The 21,552-nt window shown below is 71.1% G+C and carries 21 protein-coding genes and 1 pseudogene; 5 read left to right on the top strand and 17 right to left on the bottom strand.

Annotation, left to right across the window (positions count from 1 at the left end; all coding sequences use genetic code 11):
• Positions 1-10: 10 nt before the first annotated feature.
• From ACWC2T_RS36105 to ACWC2T_RS36050, 12 genes are all read right to left on the bottom strand, one after another.
• Positions 11-958: a hypothetical protein gene (locus tag ACWC2T_RS36105; protein ID WP_450674565.1), complete on the bottom strand. Its 948-nt coding sequence runs from the start codon at positions 956-958 to the stop codon at positions 11-13.
• On the bottom strand, positions 955-2,442 hold the full coding sequence (locus ACWC2T_RS36100; protein WP_450674564.1) for an oligosaccharide flippase family protein: 1,488 nt from the start codon (positions 2,440-2,442) through the stop codon (positions 955-957). Before ACWC2T_RS36100 ends, ACWC2T_RS36105 begins: the two co-directional genes overlap by 4 nt.
• On the bottom strand, positions 2,405-3,232 hold the full coding sequence (locus ACWC2T_RS36095) for a Wzz/FepE/Etk N-terminal domain-containing protein (RefSeq protein ID WP_450674563.1): 828 nt from the start codon (positions 3,230-3,232) through the stop codon (positions 2,405-2,407). Before ACWC2T_RS36095 ends, ACWC2T_RS36100 begins: the two co-directional genes overlap by 38 nt.
• 51 nt (positions 3,233-3,283) lie before the next feature.
• Complete coding sequence (gene wecB / locus ACWC2T_RS36090) at positions 3,284-4,399, bottom strand: non-hydrolyzing UDP-N-acetylglucosamine 2-epimerase (protein ID WP_450674562.1); 1,116 nt, start codon at positions 4,397-4,399, stop codon at positions 3,284-3,286.
• A gap of 3 nt (positions 4,400-4,402) precedes the next feature.
• Positions 4,403-5,662 (bottom strand): nucleotide sugar dehydrogenase, encoded by a 1,260-nt coding sequence (locus tag ACWC2T_RS36085; RefSeq protein WP_450674561.1) that lies wholly within the window; start codon positions 5,660-5,662, stop codon positions 4,403-4,405.
• Positions 5,662-6,432 (bottom strand): WecB/TagA/CpsF family glycosyltransferase, encoded by a 771-nt coding sequence (locus ACWC2T_RS36080; RefSeq protein WP_450674560.1) that lies wholly within the window; start codon positions 6,430-6,432, stop codon positions 5,662-5,664. The genes ACWC2T_RS36085 and ACWC2T_RS36080 overlap by 1 nt, the downstream gene beginning before the upstream one ends.
• On the bottom strand, positions 6,429-7,601 hold the full coding sequence (locus tag ACWC2T_RS36075) for a hypothetical protein (RefSeq protein WP_450674559.1): 1,173 nt from the start codon (positions 7,599-7,601) through the stop codon (positions 6,429-6,431). The genes ACWC2T_RS36080 and ACWC2T_RS36075 overlap by 4 nt, the downstream gene beginning before the upstream one ends.
• Positions 7,602-7,869: 268 nt before the next feature.
• A complete protein-coding gene (locus ACWC2T_RS36070; protein ID WP_450674558.1) occupies positions 7,870-8,469 on the bottom strand; it encodes an acyltransferase in 600 nt (199 codons plus the stop codon).
• The gene (rfbD, locus tag ACWC2T_RS36065) at positions 8,466-9,359 is read right to left on the bottom strand and encodes a dTDP-4-dehydrorhamnose reductase (protein ID WP_450674557.1); all 894 of its coding nucleotides are present in this window, start codon (positions 9,357-9,359) and stop codon (positions 8,466-8,468) included. Before rfbD ends, ACWC2T_RS36070 begins: the two co-directional genes overlap by 4 nt.
• A 43-nt stretch (positions 9,360-9,402) precedes the next feature.
• Complete coding sequence (gene rfbB, locus ACWC2T_RS36060; RefSeq protein ID WP_450674556.1) at positions 9,403-10,422, bottom strand: dTDP-glucose 4,6-dehydratase; 1,020 nt, start codon at positions 10,420-10,422, stop codon at positions 9,403-9,405.
• Positions 10,419-11,486 carry a glucose-1-phosphate thymidylyltransferase gene (locus tag ACWC2T_RS36055; RefSeq protein WP_450674555.1) on the bottom strand — a complete coding sequence of 356 codons (1,068 nt, stop codon included), beginning with the start codon at positions 11,484-11,486 and terminating at the stop codon, positions 10,419-10,421. The genes rfbB and ACWC2T_RS36055 overlap by 4 nt, the downstream gene beginning before the upstream one ends.
• Before the next feature lie 10 nt (positions 11,487-11,496).
• Positions 11,497-12,477, bottom strand: coding sequence for a DMT family transporter (locus ACWC2T_RS36050; protein ID WP_450674554.1), 981 nt, complete (start codon positions 12,475-12,477; stop codon positions 11,497-11,499).
• A gap of 252 nt (positions 12,478-12,729) precedes the next feature.
• Here ACWC2T_RS36050 and ACWC2T_RS36045 point away from each other — a divergent pair, with 252 nt between their 5' ends.
• Both ACWC2T_RS36045 and ACWC2T_RS36040 read left to right on the top strand, forming a co-directional pair.
• Positions 12,730-13,449 carry an FAD binding domain-containing protein gene (locus ACWC2T_RS36045; protein WP_450674553.1) on the top strand — a complete coding sequence of 240 codons (720 nt, stop codon included), beginning with the start codon at positions 12,730-12,732 and terminating at the stop codon, positions 13,447-13,449.
• A gap of 341 nt (positions 13,450-13,790) precedes the next feature.
• Positions 13,791-14,282 (top strand): hypothetical protein, encoded by a 492-nt coding sequence (locus tag ACWC2T_RS36040; protein ID WP_450674552.1) that lies wholly within the window; start codon positions 13,791-13,793, stop codon positions 14,280-14,282.
• 392 nt (positions 14,283-14,674) lie between these two features.
• Here the strand turns inward: ACWC2T_RS36040 and ACWC2T_RS36035 are convergent.
• A pseudogene (locus ACWC2T_RS36035) lies at positions 14,675-14,851 on the bottom strand (DUF899 domain-containing protein); the annotation flags it as partial.
• Between the two features lie 115 nt (positions 14,852-14,966).
• Here ACWC2T_RS36035 and ACWC2T_RS36030 point away from each other — a divergent pair.
• On the top strand, positions 14,967-15,260 hold the full coding sequence (locus ACWC2T_RS36030) for a hypothetical protein (RefSeq protein WP_450674551.1): 294 nt from the start codon (positions 14,967-14,969) through the stop codon (positions 15,258-15,260).
• Positions 15,261-15,274: 14 nt separating this feature from the next.
• Positions 15,275-16,906, top strand: a complete 1,632-nt coding sequence (locus ACWC2T_RS36025; RefSeq protein ID WP_450674550.1) for a sigma-70 family RNA polymerase sigma factor — start codon at positions 15,275-15,277, stop codon at positions 16,904-16,906.
• Between the two features lie 22 nt (positions 16,907-16,928).
• On the opposite strand, the gene ACWC2T_RS36020 is transcribed toward ACWC2T_RS36025, so the two are convergent.
• A complete protein-coding gene (locus ACWC2T_RS36020) occupies positions 16,929-18,227 on the bottom strand; it encodes a lanthionine synthetase LanC family protein (RefSeq protein ID WP_450674549.1) in 1,299 nt (432 codons plus the stop codon).
• Positions 18,228-18,412: 185 nt separating this feature from the next.
• Between ACWC2T_RS36020 and ACWC2T_RS36015 the strand changes: the two genes are divergently transcribed.
• The gene (locus ACWC2T_RS36015) at positions 18,413-18,775 is read left to right on the top strand and encodes a DUF488 domain-containing protein (protein WP_450674548.1); all 363 of its coding nucleotides are present in this window, start codon (positions 18,413-18,415) and stop codon (positions 18,773-18,775) included.
• Between the two features lie 66 nt (positions 18,776-18,841).
• On the opposite strand, the gene ACWC2T_RS36010 is transcribed toward ACWC2T_RS36015, so the two are convergent.
• From ACWC2T_RS36010 to ACWC2T_RS36000, 3 genes are all read right to left on the bottom strand, one after another.
• Entirely contained in the window at positions 18,842-19,651 is an 810-nt protein-coding gene (locus ACWC2T_RS36010) for a VOC family protein (protein WP_351212548.1), read from the bottom strand.
• 124 nt (positions 19,652-19,775) lie between these two features.
• Positions 19,776-20,903, bottom strand: coding sequence for an NADH-quinone oxidoreductase subunit D-related protein (locus ACWC2T_RS36005; protein WP_450674547.1), 1,128 nt, complete (start codon positions 20,901-20,903; stop codon positions 19,776-19,778).
• Between the two features lie 4 nt (positions 20,904-20,907).
• Positions 20,908-21,552, bottom strand: a 645-nt coding sequence (locus ACWC2T_RS36000) for a proton-conducting transporter transmembrane domain-containing protein (protein WP_450674546.1), incomplete at its 5' end; no start/stop codon positions are given.

The following is a 21,552-nucleotide window of genomic DNA, read 5'->3' as shown; positions in this document are numbered from 1 at the left end:
ATCCTCTTCCTCAGCCGGTCGGCGCGGGGCTGACCGGGGTGCCGTCGGAGAAGCGGTTGTTGCGCCAGACGTTGCCGGAACCACCGGCGTTCCAGGCGGTGACGGCTCCGTAGAAGCCGCTGTTGCGGTGGTAGCGGGTGGAGAAGACGTTGTCGGTGACCGTGATCCCGGTGGCGCCCGGGCCACCCCCGTACAGGGCGTACGCGCCGCCGGCCAGGAGATTGCCGTCGACGACCGTGGCGGAGACGTGGCCGGTGTCGGCGAACAGACCCAGGGCGGCGGACGCTCCCCGGTCGACACCGACCGGGTTGAGCAGTGCATTGTGACGGATGATCAGCTTGCCCTTGTTGCCGCCGCCGCTGATCACCGCATCGGTGTGCTGCCACTCGCCCCCGTTGTTGCGGAAGGCGACGAGGTCGTGGACGTAGGTGTCGTGGACGTACCCCTGTCCCATGGACAGGGCGTTGCCGAAGACCGAGATGTCGCACCAGCCGACCTCGACGGAGCTGGTGCCCATGTTGGAGACGGCGTAGTCCACCCCGCCGTTGTCGGGGCCCTTGCCGGGGACGGCGGTGATGGTGCTGTGGAGGATCCTCAGGCCGCGGTGGCCGGGGCGCAGGTTCACGCCCCACCAGTTGGCCGACGTGATCCTGCTGTCGATGACGGTCACGTCGTCGGCGTAGACGTCGAGTGAGCCCGTGATGTCCCACCCTTGGATGACGGTCCCGTCGGTCGTGACGCTCAGGTTCCCCGTGGAGTGCGGTGTGAGGGAGATGCGGGGACCGGTGGTGCGGGCGTCGGGGAAGCCGGATTCGCCGGGCGGCGCCGTGGTGGCGTGCAGCGCGCCGGGGGAGTGGCTCCGGGCGGGCGGCGCCGAGTCGGTGCCTGGGGAGGCCGAGGAACAGGCGGCGCACAGCAGGAGGGCCAGCCCGGCGAGCAGGCGGCGCAGGCTCGTCATACGGTCCCCGCCGTCCGGGAGCCGAGCAGGAAACGGCGGCTGGGCAGCACGCACACCACGTAGCAGGCCAGGGCGGCCGCGCCGACGACGAACAGGGCGGGGCTGCCGTCGCCGAGGAGCCGCTTCGCGACGAGGATCACCACGGTCATCACGCTCCCTGCGAAGAAGGGCCACGCGCAGGCCCTGGCGATGGGGACGAGGCCGATCCCGGCCCGGCCGAGGGCGTGGAGGAAGGCGGGTACGACGAGTCCGGCGGCGACCAGCACATGGCCCTGGGAGACGCCGACGATGCCGCCCAGGCGGGCGCCGACGATCAGGGCCGGGACGAGCGCGACGACCCACAGCCCCTGGGTGAGAACGAGCGAGCGGCGCTGCCCGGTGGCGACCAGGCAGTCGTAGGCGAGTTCACAGCCGATGCGGACCAGGCCCAGGGCCATCAGCCAGGGCAGCGCATCGGCGGCGGGCAGCCACGTGCTCCCGTACACCAGGTGGACGACCGGGGCGGCGAGGCCGCCGAGCAGTACACACAGGGGTACGGTGCCGGTCACCAGGACACCCAGAGCGCGGCTGAAGCCCCGGGCGAGGGCCTGCGGGGAGTCGGCGAGGCGGGAGAAGCCGGCGAAGGAGACGCGGCGGGCGGCCTCGGAGACGACGCGTACCGGCCAGCCGGACATGTTGAACGCCAGGACGTAGAAACCGAGGGACACCTGGCCGAGTGTGGAGCCGACGACCATGGTGTCCACATTGACGACGGCGAGGGCGAGGAGGCTCGCGCCGGCCAGGGGCAGCCCGAACCTCAGCAGCGCACGGGCCTGTTGGGGATCCCAGCCGAACCGCAGGGTCCCGGGGGCGGCCAGGGCACAGCCGACGAGGGCGGCGACGTTGCCCGCGACCGCACCCACGGCGAAGCTCATCGCGCCCCATCCGGCGAAGGCCAGCACCAGCGTCACGGCGGTGCTCAGGACGAAGTTGAGCGCGTCGACCAGCATCCGCCTGCCCTGCGCGAACTCCCGGGTCAGAAAGCCGGCGGGCACCTGGGCCACTCCGTCGATCACCAGGCACAGACACATCACCCGCAGCACGCCCGAGGCGCCGGGGGAGTCGAGCAGCCCGGCCACCGTCGGTGCGCAGACGAAGAGGACGGCATACAGCAGGCCGCTGGACACGGTGGCCAGCGTCAGTACCGTCGGAGCGAAACGGCGGGGGTCGCCGTCCCAGCGGACGATGGCCAGGCTGACCCCCAGTTCGTTGGCGGACAGCAGGACCAGGAGAACGGTCTGGGCGATGCCGTAGACGCCCCACTGGGCCGGCCCGAGGGCGAAGCGCGCCAGCAGGATGCCGGTGGCGAAGTTGCCCAGGCGCATCACCACGGTGTTGATCAGGCTCCACCGTGCCGCTGAACGGACCTTGGTTCCGAGGGAGTTGGGGACGGAGGTGTCGCTCGGCTCAGCGGTCCCGCCGTCCGGTGTGCGAACGCTGTCCATGAGTCGACTCCTCGTCGAGCGGCTCGGCGGCGGGCGCCACGGCCACGACGGGCCGTCCGGCCCGCGGCTCCGCGGCGTTCTGGATCTCGGCGGACCGCGACCAGCTGGGCGTCGTCCTAAGGGCCGTCGTCTGTTCCGCCCCCGGTTCCCCGGCCGCCGCCTGTGCGGGTGCTTCCGGCCCCGCCGACGTCCGTGAGCGGCGGCGCGCCTCCACATAAAAGACGGCGACCAGGCTCAGCACCAGGCCCAGGCACCCGGCCATGACCAGGTACTCGAGCCGGGTCTTGGTCTGCGCCACCGGGTTCTGCGGCGGCACGACGGTCGTCATCCGGATCATGGCCTTCGGGGCGACCGACTGCTGCTTCTGGAACTGCTCCAGCCGGTCCTTGGCGTACGTGGTCAGGATGCGGTCCGAGGCCAGCACGGCGGCCTTGTCGGTGCCGGTGACGGTGAGCCACATCAGCGGTCCCTGCGCGTTGTCGGCGAGCTTGGCCTCGAACGTGCCCGTGGCGCCGCGGGACTTGAGGCCCCGGAGCGAGCCGTCGGAGTTCAGGTTGCGGGCCAGGCTGTCGGCCATGCCGGTGAGCGAGGTCTGGGCGCTCAGGAACGGGTTGCCGTCATAGGCCACCGTGGCCTTCTGGGAGTTCAGCAGAACGACCGTGCTCTGCGACTGGTAGGTGACCGGAACCAGCAGGGCCACGGCGACCGTCAGACCGGCGGTCAGCAACAGTCCGGGCAGCAGGACGTACCAGCGCCTGCGCATGACACGGAAGATCTCAGCCAGATCCATGGTGGTCCCCCCTCGTGACCCGCCCCCCGACGAGCATAAGTCGCCGGCGGATCACAGGGGGAAGGTTTGGTCGGTGGGCCTCGGCCGCGTGCTCGCGGTGCCTCCCGCCAGCAGCACGTCGGCGATGCGGTCGCTCGCGCGACCGTCCCACAGTCCGGGCCGACGCGGCGCGGGCGGGTCGTCCAGCACCCGGTGCACGGTGGTCACGATGCGCGCCGGATCACGGCCGGCCAGCACATTGGTGCCCTGCTCGACGGTGACGGGCCGCTCGGTGTTGTCCCGCAGGGTCACGCACGGCACACCCAGCGCGGTGGTCTCCTCCTGCACGCCCCCGGAGTCGGTCAGCACGACCCGGGCGGAGTCCTGCAGGGCTATGAAGTCCAGGTATCCGGCGGGCGGCACGAGCCGGATGCCGCCGGGGACACCGATGTCGGCCAGCCGCTGCGCCGCGCGCGGGTGCACGGGCAGCAGGAGCGGGCAGCGGCCGGCGATCTCGCCCAGGGCCTTCAGGAGCGCGGCGAGGACCTCGGGGTCGTCCACGTTGGCGGGGCGGTGCAGGGTGACCAGGCCGTACTCGCCTCTGACCAGGCCGTACCGGCTCAGGACGTCCGAGCTTCTGGCCCGCTCCAGGTTGGCCAGCAGGGTATCGATCATGACGTTGCCGACGAGGTGGATCTGGTCGTCCCGGTACCCCTCCGCGCGCAGGTTCTCGGCGGCGTCGGGCGAGGGAGCGAGCAGGTAGTCGCTGACGCGGTCGGTGGCGACCCGGTTGACCTCCTCCGGCATGCTCCAGTCACGGCTGCGCAGGCCCGCCTCGACATGGGCCAGCAGCGGTCCGGCCTTGGCGGTGACCAGGGCGCAGGCCAGGGTGGAGTTGATGTCCCCGACCACGACGACGATGTCCGGGGACACCTCGCCGAGCAGGGGCTCGAACGCGGTCATCACACGTCCGGTCTGCTCGGCATGGGTGCCGGACCCGACCCCGAGGAACCGGTCGGGCGGCCGGATGCCGAGGTCGGAGAAGAACACGTCGTTCATGGCCCGGTCGTAGTGCTGGCCGGTGTGGACGAGGACCACCTCGGCGCCCCGGCGCTCCAGGGCTTCCATCACCGGCTTGATCTTCATGTAGTTGGGTCGCGCCCCGGCGACGCAGAGGATGCGCGGCATGGCTCAGAGCACCTCGATCGTGGGTCCGGACGGCAGCCGTCGCCGGCAGTCGAGGACGAACGGGGCGTGCTCGGCGACGAGTTCGTAGTCGAAGCTGTCATGGTCGGCGAGCAGCACCACCACATCGGCGGCGGCCAGCTCCCGGGGCGTCAGCTCGACCCGCACCAGCCGGGTGTCCACCGGCAGGCCCTCGACGACATGCGGATCCGCCGCCTTGACCTGGGCCCCCATGTCGAGCAGCAGCTGGGAGATGCGCAGGGCGGGCGACTCGCGGGCGTCGCCGGTGTTCTTCTTGTACGCCAGACCGAGCAGCAGGATGTGCGAGCCGTTCACGGAGCGGCGTCTTTCGTTGAACAGGTCGCCGATGCGGCGCGCCACGTACTCGGGCATGTGGTTGTTGATGTCGTTGGCCAGTTCCACGAAGCGGAAGCTCTGGCCGAGTTCGCGCTGCACCCGCCAGGACAGGTACGAGGGATCGATGGGCAGGCAGTGGCCGCCGACGCCCGGTCCGGGCGTGAACCTCATGAAGCCGAAGGGTTTGGTGGAGGCGGCGTCGATGGCCTGCCAGACGTCGATGTCCAGGTGGTGGGCGAACATCGCGATCTCGTTGACCAGCGCGATGTTCACATGGCGGAAGGTGTTCTCCAGCAGCTTGGCGAGTTCGGCCTCCTTCGGCGAGCTCACCGGCACGGTGGTGTCGACGAGCCCGGCATAGAAGCCCCGAACGGCCTCGAGCGACGCCGCGTCGACGCCGGACACGACTTTCGGGGTCTCCTTGAAACCCCAGACGGTGTTTCCCGGGTCGATCCGCTCGGGGCTGTAGCCGAGGTGGAAGTCGGTGCCGGCGGCGAGGCCCGAGCCGTCCTCCAGGATGGGCCCGAACAACTCCTGGGTGGTGCCCGGATACGTGGTCGACTCCAGGACGACGGTGGCTCCGGGGCGCAGATAGCGGGCGAGGGTGACCGCCGATTCCCTGATGTAGCGGAGGTCGGGGGTGCCTTCGTGCAGCGGGGTCGGAACGGTCACGACGGCGACGTCGAAACCGCCGCAGTCGCGGGCCGATTCGCTCGGGCGGTAGGCGCCCCGGTCGAGTGCCGCGCGGATCCGCTCGGAGGAGACGTCCTCGACGAAGGACTCACCGGCCGACAGGCTCTTGACCCGCCGGGAGTCGACGTCGTAGCCGATCACCTCGTGTCCGACCTCGGCAGCGCGGATGGCCAGTGGCAGGCCGACGTATCCCTGTCCAACCACGACGACGCGCATCAGTGACTCCTGTTCGCGGGAGTGGTCGACGGGTTGAGCCGGATGAGCTCTCGCGCCGTCATGAGGAGGAAGGCAGCATTGGTGGTGAGATAGCGCCGGCCCAGACGGCGTGGTTCCTGCAGCGCGCGGTAGAGCCACTCCAGGCCCCACCGCTGCCAGGACGCGGGGGCCCGCTTGGTGACCCCGGCCAGGATGTCGAAGGAGCCGCCGACACCGTGTACGACGCGGGCGCCGGTGCGTGCACCGTAGGCGGCGGTGAAGATCTCCTTCTTGGGCGAGGTCATGCCGAGGAACAGCAGCTGGGCGCCGCTTCGGGCGATCGCCTGCGCTATCGCCTCCTGCTGGGAGTCGTCGAAGTAGCCGTTGCGGCTGCCGGCCACCTTCAGGCCGGGGAAGCGGTCGGCCACCCGGCGCAGCATCTGCTCCAGCACGTCCTGTCCGGCGCCGAGGAAGTACACCGGCATGCCCGCCTTCTCCGCCTCCGTCAGCAGCCGAAGGAAGAGGTCGATACCGGCCACGCGTTCCGGCAGCGGTGCGCGTAACACCCGGCCGGCCCAGACCACGGCCTGTCCGTCGGCCAGGACGAGGTCGCAGCCGGACACGGCCCGGGCGAGCCGTGCGTCGCGACGCATGTGCACCAGCTTCGCGGCGTTGACCACCCCGATCTCGAGCTGTCTGCCGTCCCGGACCGCTTCGAGGCAGCGCTCCACGGTCTCGTCCATGGTCAGCGGGTCCAGCTCGACCCCGAACAGTGTCCGACGCCCGCTCATATCCGGCCCCCCTGCCAGGCGTGGAGCATCCAGCCGAACTCGTAGGGCCGGCATTCGCGGTCCACGGAGAGGGGCCGGTACATCCGGTCCAGGGAGGTCAGCCGCAGGTTCGGAACGACTCGGGTGCCGAGTCCCCGGGCGGCGCGTACGGCCTTCTTCGGGTCGCCCCGGTAGACCTTGCGCCAGGTGGCACCGAGCTCGTCGAGGATCAACGGCTTGTGGTGCTCCGGGTGTTCGGCCAGTTCGGGCACGTCCGTCATCCAGCGCAGGCCCTTGCGGACCGACGCGCCGAAGTCGGTGCCGCCGGCGTCGGCGAGGTCGAACAGGGCGGTCGGCGCCATCGCGTGCTGGTGGACGCTGTAGACCGGGTACCCCTCGACGACACCACCCGTGCGTGCGTCGTAGTGCCACCACCACTGCCCGCCCTCGCCCTGCGCCTCGCAGATGCGCGCCGCGCACGCCTCGGCCGCGGCCAGCGCCTCCGGATCGCCGTCCCCCTCGCCGCTGGCGTGCGCGCGGGCCAGCGCCTGGAGCGGGTACGTCTGGTCGGCGAAGCAGCTCACGTGCGCCCGGTACCAGGGCACCTTGCCGGGCCCGGTGGCGTGCGGGAACAGGGGGCTGTCGCCGATCCGGGCCCGCAGCAGTCGGTCTCGGGCCGAGGCGAAACGTCTCTCCACATCGACCGTGCCGCGAGCCGCCGCGAGGGCGGACAGCACCCAGGCCGCCTCGACGGTGTACTGCGGCCGGTTCTCCTCGTCCAAGGCGTCGACTCGGGCGACGGCGTCGGACAGTTTGGGGTGTTCGGTCTCGGCGGCCGCCCAGGCGATGAGCGCCGCGTCACCGAGATTGGTCACCGCCGGCAGGGACTCGATCAGCAGGCCCGTGAACTCCTGGGCGCTGCGCCCGCCGAGCACCGCGCACTGGCGCTGCTCGGGGAGGAACCGCGCTCCCAGCGCGGTGATGGCCGCGTACCGGGTGCTGGTCCCGCGCCGTTCCAAGGTCCATGAGCCATCGGGTGCCTTCCGCCCGGCCATGGTGAAGACGAAGGCCTCGCGACCGGGGAGCAGCATCGACGGAAGCCCCGACTCCGCCACGGTGAGCAGCCGTTGGGCGAGCGCGAGGAGTGACGGCTCCTCACGACCGAGCGCCGCCAGACGTGTTGTAGTCATCCTTCGGACACACCAACCCCCCTGTGGGTCCCGTTGTGCGCAGGCTTGTGAACGCCGCGTCGCGGACGGCCACGCGGCGGAAGGCATACGTCGGACTTCAGACGTCAGGCGTCGGAGTGGTGGTCACTCCTCGCTTTGGACACAGGTGTACCCACCCGGTAACCCCCCTGGGCACTGGTTTGTGCGCTCACTGTGCCCGGTCTGCACAGTTCGCACACATGTTATGCCTGCGCGTGTTCGAGGATTGGCGTTTTGGGAGAATCAGTTGTCATGCACGCTCGGCGAGTTCGCCGTCCTTCTCGTCGTACAGCGCTCCCGTCTCGGGACACTCCCAGCCACCCGGATCGCCGTCCCGCGCCATCAGCCGCACGCCGGCCCGGCCGACCCAGCCGATCCGGCGCGCCGGAACGCCCGCCACGAGCGCGAAGTCCGGCACGTCCCGGGTCACCACGGCACCCGCCGCGACCAGCGCCCAACGACCGATACGTACCGGCGCCACGCACACCGAGCGGGCCCCCAGGGACGCTCCCTCGCCCACCACCACCGCCACGGCCTCCCAGTCGCCACCGCGCTTGAGCCGGCCCTGCGGATCGACCGAACGGGGGAAGTGGTCGTTGGTGAGAACCGCCGCCGGTCCGACGAACACCCCGTCACCGAGCTGGGCGGGTTCGTAGACCAACGCGTAGTTCTGGAGCTTCACGTTGTCGCCGATCCGCACCCCTGGGCCGACATACGCCCCCCGGCCCACGATGCACCCGCTGCCCAGCCGGGCGTCCTCCCGTATCTGGGCCAGGTCCCAGACCGTCGTCCCGTCACCGATCGCCGCTGTCTCGTCGACCTGGGCGGTCGGCTGGATCCTGAAGTTCACCGGGCGGAACCTTTCTTCTCGTTGAGGAGAGCCGGAAACGCCGCCTCCAGCGCCTCGCGCCAGGGACGGATCGGTCCGATCCCCGTCCGGCGCCAGCCCTCGTGCCCCAGGACGCTGTACGCGGGGCGGGGAGCGGGCCGGGCGAAGGCCGTGCTGGTGGTCGGCCGCACCCGGCCGGGGTCCGCGCCGAGCAGCCGGAAGATCTCCCGGGCCAGCCCGAACCAGGTCGTCTCACCACCGCTGGTGCCGTGGTAGACCCCGGCGGGCGCGCCACCGGCCAGGGCGGCCTGCCCGAGCCGTACGAGCCGGTCCGCGAGGTCCACCGTCCAGGTCGGCTGTCCGCGCTGGTCGTCGACCACGTCGACGGTGTCCTTGACCGACTCCAGATCGATCATCGTGTCGACGAAGTTGCCGCCTCCCGCCCCGTACAGCCAGGCCGTGCGCACGACGTACCCCGCGTCCGGGAGCACCGCCCGTACCGCCTGTTCTCCCGCCAGTTTGGTACGTCCGTACGCGCTGCGCGGTGCCGCCGGGGCGTCCTCGGGACACGGGCTGGTCGCGTCGCCCGCGAGCACATAGTCCGTCGAGATCTGGATCAGCCTGGCACCCGTTTTCGCACACGCCTCGGCGAGGTGCCGGGGCCCGTCGCCGTTGACCCGCAGGGCGTCCGCCTCGCGTGCCTCGGCGTCGTCAACGGCCGTCCAGGCGGCGCAGTTGACGACGATCCGGGGCCGGTGCACGTCGATCGCATCGCGCACCGCGTCGGCGTCCGTGATGTCGAGACCGCCGCGGGCCAGGCCGACGGCCGTCTCTCCGTCCCGGCGAAGCCGCTCCAGGACGTCCTGCCCGAGCATTCCGGTGGCGCCGGTGATCAGCCAAGCGGTGGTCATGGTCACCTGTTCGTCTGTTCGTCGTGAAGAGGGCGTGGACGCGTCACCGCAGCGCCGCTCGCTCCTTCAGCGGCTCCCACCAGGCGCGGTTCTCGCGGTACCAGGTGACCGTCTCCGCAAGGCCGGTGGCGAAGTCCTTTCGGGGCGCGTAGCCGAGCTCGTCGCGGATCTTCGTGCAGTCCACGGAGTAGCGGCGGTCGTGGCCCTTGCGGTCGGCGACGTACTCGACGCTGGTGTCCCAGTCCGCGCCGCAGGCCTCCAGCAGCAGCGCGGTCAGTTCCTTGTTGGTCAACTCGGTGCCGCCGCCGATGTTGTAGACCTCACCGGCGCGCCCCTTGGTGCGCACCAGCTCGATGCCCTGGACGTGGTCGTCGATGTGCAGCCAGTCGCGGACGTTGCCGCCGTCGCCGTACAGCGGGGCCTTCCTGCCGTCCAGCAGGTTCGTGATGAACAGCGGGATGACCTTCTCGGGGAAGTGATGGTGCCCGTAGTTGTTGGAGCAGCGGGTCACCCGCACGTCGAGGCCGTGGGTGCGGTGATGGGCGAGGGCGATCAGGTCGCCGGCCGCCTTGGAGGCGGCGTAGGGGGAGTTGGGGCACAGCGGGTCCGTCTCCGGCCAGGAGCCGAAGTCGAGGGAGCCGTAGACCTCGTCGGTGGAGATGTGCACGAAGGTCTTCGAACCTCCGTGGCGCAGCGCCGCGTCCAGCAGTGTCTGGGTGCCGAGGACGTTGGTCCGGATGAACTCGTTGGCGCCCAGGATCGAGCGGTCCACGTGCGACTCGGCGGCGAAGTGGACCACCTGGTCGTGCTCGGCGAGCAGTTCGTCGACCAGCGCGGCGTCGCAGATGTCACCCTGGACGAAGGCGAACCCGGGGTGATCGCGCACCTCGTCGAGATTGGCCGGATTACCCGCGTAGGTGAGTTTGTCCAACACCGTGACCGCCACCTCACCCGGGCCGGCCGGACCGAGCAGCGTGCGGACGTAGTGCGAGCCGATGAAACCGGCACCGCCGGTCACCAGAATCCGGGTCGGGCGGGCGGGAGGGGACACGGGGACCGTCATGACGATATCTGCACCTTGCTGTGGTCGCCGAGGACGAAACGGTGGGCGGCGGGCTTACGGGGTGCGGGAGTGACCTCGACGCTGCGGCCGATGAGGGAGGCCTCCACCCGCCGGACCCCGCTCATCGAGGAGTCGCGCAGCACGATCGAGTACTCGATCTCGCTGTCGTCGATCCGGCAGTCCCCGGCTATCGAGGTGAAGGGGCCGACGTACGAGTCCGTGATCATGGTGTTCGCGCCGACGACCACCGGGCCCACGATCCGGCTGCCGGTGACCTTCGCCCCGGCCTCGATCCGCACCCGGCCGATGATCTCGCTGTCGTCGTCGACCGTGCCGTCGATCCGGCGCTCCAGGGTCTCCAGGACCGAGCGGTTGACCTCGAGCATGTCGGTGACGTTACCGGTGTCCTTCCAGTACCCGGAGATGATCGTGGAACGCACATCACGTCCGGTGTCGATCAGCCACTGGATCGCATGCGTGATCTCCAGCTCGCCGCGCCAGGACGGCTCGATGGAGCGCACGGCCTGGTGGATCGCGGGGGAGAACAGATAGACGCCCACCAGCGCCAGCTCGCTCTTGGGGTGCCTGGGTTTCTCCTCCAGGCCGATCACCTGCCCCGCCGCGTCCAGCTCGGCCACCCCGAACGCGGTCGGGTCCGGCACCTTCGTCAACAGGATCTGCGCCTCGGGCCGCTCGCCGCGGAAGGCGTCCACCAGATCCGTGATGCCGCCGACGACGAAGTTGTCACCGAGGTACATCACGAAGTCGTCGTCGCCCAGGAACTCACGGGCGATCAGCACCGCATGGGCCAGCCCCAGCGGTGCCGCCTGCGGGATGTAGGTGACCTCCAGACCCCAGGCGGAGCCGTCGCCGACCGCCTCCCGGATCTCCTCGGCGGTGTCCCCGACGATGATCCCGACCTCGGTGATGCCTGCCTCGGCGATCGCCTCCAGGCCGTAGAACAGCACCGGTTTGTTCGCGACCGGTACGAGTTGCTTCGCCGAAGTATGGGTTATGGGGCGCAATCGGGTACCTGAGCCACCAGACAACAAAAGTGCCTTCATGCGCATCACCCTACTTACGCCGGACTTGCTGACGGGGGGATTCCGCTATGGAGCGGGACGGCACGGCCTGAACCCCCCGCTGGGGCCCGGAATCCACATCCGTGGCCTGCGCGCCGGAAGCGCTGTGTGGACGCAGGCCGGCGACCAGGCCGAGGATCAGCACGGCGATGCCCAGCCACACGGACGTCCTCGGCGCGCCGCTGCCCGAGACGACTCCGACGACGGCCGCGGCGAGCGGCGCGATACCGGTGAGCAACCCCGCTCGCCCCGCTCCTGCGGCGCGAACGGTCGAGTACCACAGGACAAAGGCGACCGCCGTCACCATCAACGCCAGGTAGCCGACGGCCGCCCACTGGGACCCGGACAACTCCCGTACGGCCGACGGCCCGTCCACCGCCGCGCCGAGGACGGCCAGCAGCACACCGGCCAGCCACATCGCGTGCACGGACACCCCCCACGGCGAGTGCCGCCGCAGCACCGGCACGGCGAGCAGCGTGAATGCGGCCTCGCAGCCCAGGGCCAGCGCCGCCCAGGCCACCCCGACGGCATCGGTGCGGCCCGTCCCCTCCACCAGTACCGCACCCGCCATGACGACAGGAGCAGCCCACAGCACCTGCCGACTCGGCCTGCGCCGCTCCAGCACTGGGCCCACCACCCCGAGAACCACCGGTACGCACGCGACGGCGACAGCGACCACCGCGGGTTCCGCATGGCCGACGCCCCGGACCACGGCCACGTTGAACAGCACCAGACCGGTGACCGCGATCCCGGCCAGCCACAGCCACTCCCGGCCCCGCGGCCACAGCAGCCGAGCACCGGCGAGCCGCGCCATGACCAGGACGATCACGGTCGCGGCCGCGTACCGGACCGCCTGGGTGGTGAACAGCGGTGCGTCGATGAGCGTGCGCGAGACGGTGACGCTGCTGCCGACCAGCGCCATCCCGGCCATGCCGGGGACGAGCCGGGCGAACGAAACGGAAGGTGTGTCCATACCGCCCACGCTGCCCGCACCGCGCAGGTCCTGGACAGGTCCACAAGGTCACCGGTGCGCGGGTCCAAAAGCCCCGCCCGGCGGTCCGGAACGGCGGGGCGTGGGCGCCGCCCGACGAGAGCGTGGACAGCGTGCTTGTGTGAGCCCTGTACGCGCCCCCGCCCGGGCGAGAAGACTGCCTCGGCGAGGGCGGGCGGCCACGGCATCACCCACCGCCTTCGGTCGACTCCCGAGAAAGGCAGGCCGGTCGCTGTGTTGTTGCGTCTCCCCACGTCGGTGTCCGAGGCCCAGGAGTGCCTGTCCGAGGGAGCCGTGCCGATCGGCGGTGCCACGCTCGTGTGGGCCACATGGCAGCGGGACGGCTTCCCCGAACTGGCCATGTCTCTTCGGGAAGTGCCGGAGGCCAACGTGCTGGGGCGGGAGACAGTGGGCGGCGCCGTGGTCCTGCACCGGATGGACGACCGGGTGCCGGACGTGCTGCGCCTGGCGGCCGCCGCGGTGGGCACCGGGGCCGTGCGGCGGACGGCGACGGTCGGCGGCAACCTCGTGGGCAGCACACTGCGCTGTCTGCTGCCCGCGGTGACCGTCCTGGACGCCCGGGCGATGGTGCTGGATTCCGACGGCGTCCATGAGACGGACCTGGCCGAGCTGGTGACCAAGCGCCCCGTCCTGCTCAGCCTGCGCTGGCGCGAACCGATCGCCAGCGCGTACCGGAAACTGGCCGGCGAGGCCGGTGGACCGCCGCCGCTCGCCGTCGCCTCGGCGGTGCACGTCGACGGCGGTGGCGACCTGCTGCGGGTCGCGGTGCGCGACGGCTATGACGTGCTCAGCGGCAGCGTCCCGTGCGTCACCGACACCGAGGAGGCCCTCCACACACTGCGGGCGGCGGCCTTCGGCGACCTGCCGACCGCCGCGTGGGACGTCGTACGCTCACAGGTCACCGGCCTTTTGGGCGGCCGCGGCACGCACTGACGCACGTGGCAGCCCGGCCGACGAACAGCGAAGGGCCCGAACGACCCGGGCCCCTTTAGCACGGCTCGATCTCCTCCTGATGGAGCGACACGCTGGGGGTGCGGCAAGTGAGTGGGTATCAGGAGATCAGCCAAAAGGGCTAATGTCGCATCAATCCACCTTGGCCATCGGGTACTTGACGCCCGATGGCGCCTTCGAGGGAGGGGCGTGTCTCGATGGAAATACCCCGATCGGCGCCCAATGGCAGTCATTCAATATGACCGGTGTGTCTGCTGTAGGTACTTTTGATCACGACCGGCTGACGTGCCGGTATCTCTGAGACAGCAGACAGGAGAAACGACATGAAGGTCCCCCGTTCCACCGTGGTCACCGCTGGTCTCGCGGCCGCCGCAGCCCTGGCCGCGACCGGCATCACGTACGCGTCGGCGGCCGACGCCCCGGTGCCCCAGGCGGCCCCGGCCGCTGCAGCCGTGGCACCCCTCGGCGGCGAATCCGGGCAGGGCAAGGGCAACGAGGGCCGCGAGGGCCGCGGGGGCCGCGAGGGTGACTGGGGCCGGATCCTGATCAACGAGCGGTCGTACTCCAGCCGGCCCGGCGACTGCATCACCGTGGTCAGCGGCCTGGGCGCCCGGAGCATCAACATCCGCAACGAGAGCGACAAGGTCGTCGAGGTCTTCCGCGGGGTGGTCTGCGACAACGGCGCTCCCATCGCCATCGTCGGGCCCCACAGCTCCTCGGAAGGCGTGCACCCGCGCAGAGTCGACGACATCCATGTCAAGCACGGAGTGGTGGCCAGCTTCCGCGTGGTCCGGCGCCACGGTGGCTGGGACTGATCCGCCGCCGAGTGCATGATGTGGGGCCCCGGCCCGCCGGAATCGGGCCGGGGCCCCCGGTGCTGCCCATTGTCCGGCAACACACCCGCCTGCACACCCGGCCAGATCCGCACACCAGGCGCTGCTCGCGCTGTCCGGGCGCTCGTCCCTTCGTCCACCTGCCGATCCGCTGCCGACTCCTTTCCCGGGTGTTGCCTACCGCCGAACGAGTGAGCGTTCCCGGGGACCAGGGCGAGGCCCTGCAGACATGACACGCAAGGTCAGGCGACGCGGCCGACGTGCGGGTCGATGGTCTTGGGCCGGGTCCGACGCTCGGTAGACACACCGTGTGCACCGGTCCGGTCCAGCCGCTCGCAACTGACCAGCGTCCTCGCCGACCGGCATCGAACGAATTGTTCGACGCCACGTCCGTTGGTGTGCCAGGTCCGGTAGACGTTGTCGCGGTCACGGAGGAAGACGTTGACGGCGAATCCGCCGCCGGGCGGTGCCCCGACGTCGCTGCCGAACGGGCTGTCCGCCGTGGAGTATCAGACCATCCGGTTCCCGAAGCGCCGCTTGTAAGCGAGTGAGCCGACGACCTCCAGGGAATGCTGGTCGCCCGGGCGTCGGAGCCGTCGCCCGCGGTTCCACTCGGGCGGTGGGGGCCTCGCCGCCACGGTCGGCGACTGGCTGGCCTTCGCCCGCATGCTGCTGAACGGCGGCGAGGGCAACGGCCACCGCCTCCTCACCCCCGCCTCGGTCGGCCGCATGACCACCAACCACCTCACGGCCGAACAGCGCGCCGCCATCCCGCCCGACCCCCACCCCGCTGATGCGGGACTTCTGGACGAGCGCGGCGCGCACCTGAACGACTCCGGTCATCTCCGCACGTCCGGCCCTTGCTACGCGCACCGATTCAAACTCACTGCCGAAGAACTGTTATCCGGGGCGCGTCGAGTGATCTCCCAGTTATCGGACAGAATCGTTCGGCCTCGATGACGGGAAGCATTTGTATGAGTACGCAGGACGCGGCGGAGACGGCGATACTGGTCACGGCCGCCCGAGAGGGCGACACACAAGCCCAGGACGCGCTGGTCCACACCTATCTCCCGCTGGTCTACAACATCGTGGGCCGGGCACTGAACGGCTCGGTCGACGTCGACGACGTGGTGCAGGAGACCATGCTGCGCGCCCTGGACGGGCTGGGCGAACTGCGCACTCCTGAGCGCTTTCGCCCCTGGCTCGTGGCGATCGCGATGAACCAGGTCCGGGCGCACTGGCAGAACCGGCGCTCCGCCCCGGGGACGATGGAGGAAGCCGAGGATCTGGCCGATCCGGGTGCCGACTTCGTCGACCTGACGGTGGTCCAACTCCAGCTCGCCGGACAGCGCCAGGAGACAGCGCAGGCCACGCGCTGGCTGGAACCCGACGACCGGGGACTGCTGTCCCTGTGGTGGCTGGAGTGTGCCGGCGAGCTCACCCGGGCCGAGGTGGCCGCGGCTCTGGACCTGTCGCCCCAGCACACGGCGGTCCGGGTACAGCGGATGAAGGCGCAGCTCGAGGCGGCCCGCGTGGTCGTACGAGCGCTCGACGCACGGCCACGGTGCGAGGAACTGCGCGTCGTGCTGGCTTCCTGGGACGGCAGGGCCTCGGCTCTGTGGCGCAAGCGAATAGCCCGGCACGCGCGGGGCTGCTCCCGGTGCAGCGGACTGTGGAGCGGCCTGATGCCGGCGGAGGGACTGCTGGCCGGTCTGGCGCTGGTCGCGGCGTCGCCCGCGCTGTCGGCCAGGCTCTCCGCCTCCGCGGGGGGTGTTGTCCCGGCGGGTTCCGCCACGCCGCTCGGGGTCACCGGGGGCGGCACCGGCTCCAACCCGGCCACCGCACCACGTGGGATACCGGGCGGGACCGGTTCGCGTAGCCAGTCCCGTCGGCGTCGGCGGATGCGGCGCCGGGCCGTCGGCGGGGCCGTCGTCGCGACCTGCGTCGTCGGGGGTGGTCTGTGGTATTTCGGCATGGATTCCGGTACCGGTCGCGACAGCGCGAGTGCGGAGCGAAGAGCGGCCGCCCCCGTCCTGGACCTGGCCACCCCCAGCGCCAGTGGCGTGTCGCCGTCGGCCTCGCCCTCCCCGTCACCGACGAAGCCGAAGAAACCGCGGACGGGGAAGGCACCGAGCCGCGGCAGGGCGAGCGGACCCACCGGGCGGCAGCCCGCCCGACCGGCCACGACGCCGGCGAGCACGGCGCCGTCCGCGTCGGAACCGACCGACGTCGTCGGCCAGGTGGTCGCACTGGTGAACAAGGAGCGGGCGGGCGCCGGTTGCGGCCCCCTGACCGAGGACCCGCAACTGCAGCAGGCGGCCCAGGGCCACTCCGACGACATGGCCACTCGCCACTTCTTCGACCACACCAACCCGGACGGCGCCGACCCCGGCCAGCGCATCACGGCCGCCGGCTATCGCTGGTCCACATACGGCGAGAACATCGCCCAGGGCCAGCAGACCGCCGCATCCGTCATGGAGTCCTGGATGAACAGTCCCGGTCACAGGGCGAACATTCTCAACTGCTCGTTCAAGGACATCGGTGTGGGTGTTCACCAGGGTGCGGGCGGCCCGTGGTGGACGCAGGACTTCGGTGCCAAGCAGTGACGCAGGCGTGCGCAGCCGACCCTCACGACATGGCGTCGGTACCCGAGAGGCGCACCGTGGCCCGAGCGGGCACCGCAGGCTGGTCCGGCCAGGTGAACGCGTACCGGGGATCGCCCCCGCGGCTCAGCCGTACGAAACGCAGGAGTTCGCGGACGATGCCCGCGTTGCCCATCGCCCAGCCGGTGCACGGTTCGAGATCGCCCGGGGTGGACCGGTGCGCGACGTTGGACCAGCGGGCACCGTCGGTGTCCCGGATCGCACGGGCGGCGAGGTCCGCGACGAGGACGTGGGCGAAGTCGTCACCGTCACGCTGTTCGGTGATCCGGTCGCAGGCCAGGGCGAGAACGCCCGCGGTGCCGCAGCAGCGGCCGTTGTTGTCCCAGAAGCCGGGGCGCGGCCGCCGGGGCAGACCGGAGTGGGTGACCGTGTGCCAGCAGCGGTCGACGAGGGCGGGCCAGATGGGGTCGGCCGTGACGTCGCGCAGCAGCCGGAAGACCTGGGCGTCGCCGGCCGGGCCGTGGCACCAGCCGTAGCTGATGGGATCGATCACGTCCGGTCGGTACTGCGGGGTGGAGTGCGGCACCAGGAAGCCCTCCGGGCCCGCTTCGTCACGCGCCACGACGTCCGCGGCACCGGCCAGCGCCAGCTCGACCAGGTCAGCACGCCCGGTGGCCCGGCCGACCCGGGCCAGCGCCAGGACGATTCCGAGCGTGCCGTGCGAGATGTGGTGCAGACGGGAGTCGGTGCCCGGGCGCTGGGCCCACTGCACGCCCGCCGCGGTCTGCTCGGCCGTCCGCAGATACGGCTCCAGGGCGAGGACGGCCAACTCGGCGTCACCGGCCACGAGCGCGCCGAGGCCGATCCCCGCGTTGCCGCCCATCAGCTCGAACAACTCGCCCCAGCGCGTCCCGTCGAAGCCCGACCGCACCAGACCGAGCGCACGGTCCGCGGCCGCACCGGCGGCCGCGTCGCCGAGTTCACCGTGAACGGCCCGCAGGACGAGGGCCGTTCCGGTGCGGCCGTAGTAGAGGGAGCCGTCGTCGACACCGTCGAGGGAGTCCGCGAGGGCGCGGGCCGCGCGCAGGGCGGTGTCGGCGTAGGAGTCGTCGCCGAAGTGCCGCCAGGCCTCCAGGAGCACGGGGACGATCCCGGCCGTACCGTTGTAGAGCATCGGGTTGAGCTCGTCGTCCGAGGGCCTGGTCGCCCAGGCCAGGCCTTCGCCGACGGTTTCCCGCGCCGCCGCGGTCAGCCACCGCAGCCCGTCCACCGCGAGTTCCTCGACCTCGTCGACCGCCACGACCGAGTCTGCCAATGGCGTCATGCGCCCACTCTCGCATGATCCAACGACCGCGCCCACGGTCGCGCACCGGCCAGGCAGATGGTCGACCGGTCCGGTATGACCGCTCTCGATAAAATGGGCGGTTCGGGGAACCCGGCTTCGCAGCGGGGAGCGCCGTCCGCCCGCTTGGGCCGGGATGGCCAAACGATCTGGAAGGGCGCACCGTCATGGCCAAACAGATCACCTGCCGCAGGGTCTACGAGGAGACCTCGCCCCAGGACGGAAAGCGCGTGCTCGTCGACCGGGTCTGGCCTCGGGGAATGCGCAAGGAGGACGCGCATCTGGACGAGTGGCTGCGCGATGTCGCCCCCTCCACCGACCTGCGCAAATGGTACGGCCACGAGCCCAGCCGCTTCACCGAGTTCCGTCGCCGCTACCTGGCGGAGCTGCGCGACGCGGGGCACCGCGAGGCGGCAGAGCATCTACGTGACCTGGCGGCGCACGACAAGCTCATGCTGCTGACCGCCACCAAGGACGTGGACCACAGCCAAGCCGCTGTGCTGGCCGAGTGGCTGACCAGGAAGCGGTGACGTCGTCACCGGAGATCCGGGAGATCCGTGATCCGGGAGATCCGTAAGACGCGGACGCCGGGGAGGTCAGCGCCGCCGACGCGAGGTCACCGTGAACTTGGCGCCGTCGGGGTCCCGCAGCACAGCCTCGTGCTCGCCCTCCCGCAGGACGCTGCCGCCGTGCTTCTCCGCGGCCCGGGCGCACGGTCCCACGTCGGCCACGCAGAAGTGGACCTGCCAGTGCGGTCGCACCGAGGGGTCCGGTGGCGCCTCGACCGAGCCCGACTCGATGCGGGCCACGATGTCACCCTGACTGCGCAGCAGCACCTCGTCGCCCGCGTACTCGACCTCGCAGCAGCCGGGAAGATCCGAGGCCCAGTCCAGGATCTGGCCGTAGAAGATCGCGGCGTCGAAGGCGTCGCGGGTGTGCAGGGTGATGAAGGTGGGTGCGACCTGCCGCCAGGTCTCCCACTCGGTGACGAGCTTCCCCTGCCAGATCCCGAAGGTGGCGCCGTCGCGGTCGGCGAGCAGCGCCGCTCTTCCGGGAGGGAAGGAGATCGGCCCGACCGCCAGGGTGCCGCATCGCTCCTGGGTGCGGGCCACAGTCTCGTCCGCGTTCGTCACCGCGAAGTACGGCGTCCAGGCCACGGCCATCTGCCACATGGTGGCCACCGCAGCGATCCCCGCGACGGGGACCCCGTCCGCCAGCGCGGTCCGGAAGTGCTCGCCGAGCCTGGCCTTGCGGCACTGCCAGCCCAGCACGGCACCGTAGAAGTCCTGGGTGGCATCGAGGTCGCGGCTGGTCAGACTCACCCAGCACGGGGCGCCGAACACGGAATGGGTGAAGACGACATCCGCCGCACCGGAAGTGGGTGTCGTGCCGTGATTCCTGGCCATCGCGCCCTGGTCTCCTACGCCCGCGACCACAGCTTTGAGTCCAGTGTCCGCCCAGAGACCTGATCCTGCACATCACCTGCCCTCGCCCCGCGGGGGAAAACCTGCTCGGCCCGTGTCCGCCCGGTCATCGTCCGTACGCACCTCGGGGCCGCCCTGCGCGGCGGATCAGAGGTCGTTGCCCGCGTAGGAGAGGTTGAAGCTCTTGTTGGTCAGGGGGGAAGTCGGGGACCATCGTGTCCGCGAGCGCGACCGGCAGGGCGGGCCAGTTGAAGAACGACGGGTCGACCGGCTTGACCCGGGTCAGGGTGCCGTCGGGGGCGAGTTCGACACGAGTGGTGATGGTGCCCCGCCAGCCCTCCACGAGGCCCACACCGGTGCGGGGTCCCGTGCCCGGCAGGGGCGGCGGAGCCAGGACGGCTCGCGGGGCGCTGAGCTCGCCGGCGAGCTGCTCGAGCAGGGCGAGGGAGGTGTCGATCTCCTCGGCGCGCACCAGGAAGCGGGCGAGCACGTCGCCGCCGGTGTGTACCGGGATGCGAAGCCGTGGACCGTAGTCGGTGAAGGGATGCGCGACGCGGGCGTCGTACGCGAGGCCGCTGGCGCGGGCGACGTAGCCGAGACAGCCGATCTCCCGCGCGGCGTCGGTCTTCAGCACGGCGGTACCGGTGAAGCGGTCGCGGACGGTGGAGTGGCCGAGGGCGAGGTCGGTGATCTCCACGCCTTTATGAACGAACCAGAGGCGGGCCTTGAGCCTCAGGATGGTCTCGCCGACGATGGAGAAGCGGAAGTGCCCGGGTTCGATCAGCCCCGCATGCACCGGCCCGGCCGGGATCTCGTACACGCCGTCGCCCTCGACCTCCAGGAAGGGGTAGCGGCCCTCCTGCTCGCCGAAGAGCGGCGGGGGCGCGGCGGCGGGGCGCATCGGGTACCAGCCGCGCGGCCAGTGGAAGTGGCGCACGAGGCGGCGGGGCAGCGGGTGGTCGCAGGGGACGATGCCGAACAGGTCGCGCATCTCGCGTTCGAACCGGCCAGCGGGGAAGGAGAGATGGGCGAGCGTCGGCAGTTCGGGGCGCTCGCGGTCGAGGTGGACATGGAGTTCGGTGCGGGTGTCGGGCGGGCCCGCCGCGAACAGGTGCACCACACGGATGCCGTGTTCGTCGTGGTGGGCGGCGACCAGGGCGAGGCGGTGTCCGCCGATCAGCAACTCCCTGGCGCGCCCGGGCAGTTCAGAGAGGCTGATCTGATCGATGCGCATCGGGTCAGTGGCCTCCGATCGCCTGGGCGGCGGCGTGCAGCAGGTCGGTGAGCGGGCCGAGGACGCTGCCCAGGGCAGCGCAGGCGGCCAGGCCCAGGGCGAGGGGCCAGACGGCGGCGGACTCGGGGCGCGTGGGCGGGACAGGGGCCGGGCCGAGCAGCATCCGGGCGGTGCGGGCGGCGAGCGCGGCGAAGGCGACGAGCACCAGCAGCAAGGCAAAGGACGTGACCTGGGCGAGGCCGGTCCCGGCGGCGAAACCGGTGCGGGCGATGCCCAGTTCGGAGGCGAAGAGGCTGAACGGCGGGAAGGCCATCAGTGCCGCTGCCGCGAGCCCGAACATGCCCGCCAGTGCGGGCGTCCTGGCGAGCAGCCCGCGCACGCGGCCGATCTTCGCGGTGCCGGTCAGCTGGAGGATGCGGCCGGAGGCGCAGAAGGCGACCGACTTGGCGAGTCCGTGGCCGGCGATGTGCAGCAGCGCGGCGGTCAGGGCGAGGGGGCTGCCGATCGCCGCGGCGAGGGCGAGCAGGCTCATGTGTTCCATGGACGAGTAGGCGAGCATCCGCTTGTAGTCGCGCTGGGCGAGCAGCAGCCCGGCCGCGAGGGCGAGGGTGAGCAGGGCGATCCCGGCCAGCAGGACCCGGGTGAAACC

This window comes from Streptomyces sp. NPDC001393 (assembly GCF_053597455.1).
This window is presented reverse-complemented; position numbering and strand designations above follow the sequence as displayed.

Excerpts from the sequence above, each read along its gene's own strand:
- ACWC2T_RS36105 (WP_450674565.1), bottom strand. The coding sequence starts at position 958 with ATGACGAGCCTGCGCCGCCTGCTCGCCGGGCTGGCCCTCCTGCTGTGC.
- ACWC2T_RS36100 (WP_450674564.1), bottom strand. The coding sequence starts at position 2,442 with ATGGACAGCGTTCGCACACCGGACGGCGGGACCGCTGAGCCGAGCGAC.
- ACWC2T_RS36095 (WP_450674563.1), bottom strand. The coding sequence starts at position 3,232 with ATGGATCTGGCTGAGATCTTCCGTGTCATGCGCAGGCGCTGGTACGTC.
- wecB (WP_450674562.1), bottom strand. The coding sequence starts at position 4,399 with ATGCCGCGCATCCTCTGCGTCGCCGGGGCGCGACCCAACTACATGAAG.
- ACWC2T_RS36085 (WP_450674561.1), bottom strand. The coding sequence starts at position 5,662 with ATGCGCGTCGTCGTGGTTGGACAGGGATACGTCGGCCTGCCACTGGCC.
- ACWC2T_RS36080 (WP_450674560.1), bottom strand. The coding sequence starts at position 6,432 with ATGAGCGGGCGTCGGACACTGTTCGGGGTCGAGCTGGACCCGCTGACC.
- ACWC2T_RS36075 (WP_450674559.1), bottom strand. The coding sequence starts at position 7,601 with ATGACTACAACACGTCTGGCGGCGCTCGGTCGTGAGGAGCCGTCACTC.
- rfbD (WP_450674557.1), bottom strand. The coding sequence starts at position 9,359 with ATGACCACCGCTTGGCTGATCACCGGCGCCACCGGAATGCTCGGGCAG.
- rfbB (WP_450674556.1), bottom strand. The coding sequence starts at position 10,422 with ATGACGGTCCCCGTGTCCCCTCCCGCCCGCCCGACCCGGATTCTGGTG.
- ACWC2T_RS36055 (WP_450674555.1), bottom strand. The coding sequence starts at position 11,486 with ATGAAGGCACTTTTGTTGTCTGGTGGCTCAGGTACCCGATTGCGCCCC.
- ACWC2T_RS36050 (WP_450674554.1), bottom strand. The coding sequence starts at position 12,477 with ATGGACACACCTTCCGTTTCGTTCGCCCGGCTCGTCCCCGGCATGGCC.
- ACWC2T_RS36040 (WP_450674552.1), top strand. The coding sequence starts at position 13,791 with ATGAAGGTCCCCCGTTCCACCGTGGTCACCGCTGGTCTCGCGGCCGCC.
- ACWC2T_RS36030 (WP_450674551.1), top strand. The coding sequence starts at position 14,967 with ATGCTGCTGAACGGCGGCGAGGGCAACGGCCACCGCCTCCTCACCCCC.
- ACWC2T_RS36025 (WP_450674550.1), top strand. The coding sequence starts at position 15,275 with ATGAGTACGCAGGACGCGGCGGAGACGGCGATACTGGTCACGGCCGCC.
- ACWC2T_RS36020 (WP_450674549.1), bottom strand. The coding sequence starts at position 18,227 with ATGACGCCATTGGCAGACTCGGTCGTGGCGGTCGACGAGGTCGAGGAA.
- ACWC2T_RS36015 (WP_450674548.1), top strand. The coding sequence starts at position 18,413 with ATGGCCAAACAGATCACCTGCCGCAGGGTCTACGAGGAGACCTCGCCC.
- ACWC2T_RS36010 (WP_351212548.1), bottom strand. The coding sequence starts at position 19,651 with ATGGCCAGGAATCACGGCACGACACCCACTTCCGGTGCGGCGGATGTC.
- ACWC2T_RS36005 (WP_450674547.1), bottom strand. The coding sequence starts at position 20,903 with ATGCGCATCGATCAGATCAGCCTCTCTGAACTGCCCGGGCGCGCCAGG.